This window comes from Burkholderia sp. E168m23, from assembly GCF_016586125.1.
Lineage (GTDB): Bacteria > Pseudomonadota > Gammaproteobacteria > Burkholderiales > Burkholderiaceae > Burkholderia > Burkholderia orbicola.
In genome coordinates this window covers 1-1,763 of the sequence record NZ_BCPP01001200.1, presented here as the reverse complement: position 1 = coordinate 1,763, position 1,763 = coordinate 1, and the positions used below count along the sequence as shown (strand labels likewise).

General features: G+C 62.1%; 1 pseudogene. It reads left to right on the top strand.

Annotated elements, in window-relative coordinates:
• Window positions 1-680 precede the first annotated feature (680 nt).
• Window positions 681-1,763: pseudogene (locus JMF90_RS35655) on the top strand (IS3 family transposase); the annotation flags it as partial.

Genomic DNA, 1,763 nt, shown 5'->3' with positions numbered 1-1,763 from the left:
TTGAATCCCGATTCGATTCGTACAATGGCAGCCAACGTCTGCGGGGCGACGGCAGGCGCACACTGCTGAGCCATCGCCACGAAGTCTTGCGTGGTCATCGCCCATCTCCGCTCGTGCGGCGCGCGCTGATATTATCGCGTCGACATATCATCAATACGGGCGTACCGGCCGTCCGAATGACAGTCGCACTCTCGGCTCGGCCGCGCACCGGTATCTGGTCCATATTGTCGTTCACGCGCATGATCTGCCCCCTCGCTGTCGGACCCGCGCAAACGATGGCGGGAACACGAGGGTATTCAAGCAGCCGGTAAGCACTGACCCAAACCCGTCTTGTAGACGGGTTTTCCCGTCGGGTTGGCTCTGTATCGCCGATTGAGATCAGTTCGACTCAAACGTTTGCCTGTCCGTTGAACCGTGTCAGTGGCCGACCCCGGTTTGCCGCGCCGCTCGATGCCTGCTCACGTCGCTCCGAAACAGCTGAAGGTCGATTCAGTTTGCGTGAAGTACCGCATCCGAACCGGCTCGTCGCATTGTCCACAAACACCAACAATGCGCGGGCCTGTGCCCGGTCCCGGCACTATCAGGGTGGAGCGACCCCACGTATCTGAGGACACGAGGACTCTCTTAAAATAAGGGATAGTCTTGTGCCTATCAGTAAGCCTAGTCATTACGTGGAAAGCATCGAAATTCTGACCGAGCCGGAGCGCCGTCGTCGGCGCACGGCGCAAGAAAAAATCGCCATCGTGCAGGAAACATTGGAGCCGGGAGCGTCGGTGTCGGCCGTTGCACGTCGGCACGGCGTCAACGCCAACCAAGTGTTCGGCTGGCGCAAGCAATACCAGGAAGGCAGTCTGGCGGCGGTGAAGGCAGGCGAAACCGTTGTGCCGGCATCTGAGCTGGCCGCCGCCATCAAGGAAATCAAGGAACTGCAACGGCTACTTGGGAAGAAGACGCTGGAGGTCGAAATCCTGAAAGAAGCCGTGGAATGGGGCCGTTCAAAAAACCTGATTGCGCGCTCGCCCTTGCTGCCGGGGGGCGACCGATGAAGACGGTCTGCGAAGTTCTCGGCGTGGCGCGCTCTGCCGTGGCGGTGAAGCGAGCTCGCTCGTCCGACTGGCGCGATGGTCGCCGTGCCCGCGTGACCAACGATGCCGGGCTGGTCGAGGAGATTCAGGCCCATGTGGCGCACCTTCCCACCTACGGCTACCGCCGTGTCTGGGCGCTGCTGCGCCGCAGTCGGGAGCAGAGCGGTGCGCCGTGCATCAACGTCAAGCGCGTGTATCGGGTCATGCGGGAGCATCAGTTGCTGCTGCGCCGCCCTGGCGTGCGGCGAGATAAGCGGCGACATGACGGTCGCGTTGCGGTGGACCGCAGCAACACCCGCTGGTGCTCCGATGGCTTCGAGTTTCGGTGCGACGATGGTACGCCGCTGCGCGTGACGTTTGCGCTGGACTGCTGCGACCGCGAGGCGATTAGCTGGGCAGCAACGACCGGCGGGCATAGCGGTGATGTGGTGCGCGACGTGATGCTGGCCGCCGTCGAACAGCGCTTCGGCACCACGCAGGCCGCGCAGCCCATTGAATGGCTGACGGACAACGGCTCGGCCTACATCGACCACCGCACGCGCAGCTTCGCTCGCGAACTGGGTCTTGAGCCGCTGACCACACCGGTCCGTTCACCGCAGAGCAATGGCATGGCGGAATCGTTCGTGAAGACCATGAAGGACAATTACGTCGCCTATATGGACAAGTCTGACGCACCAA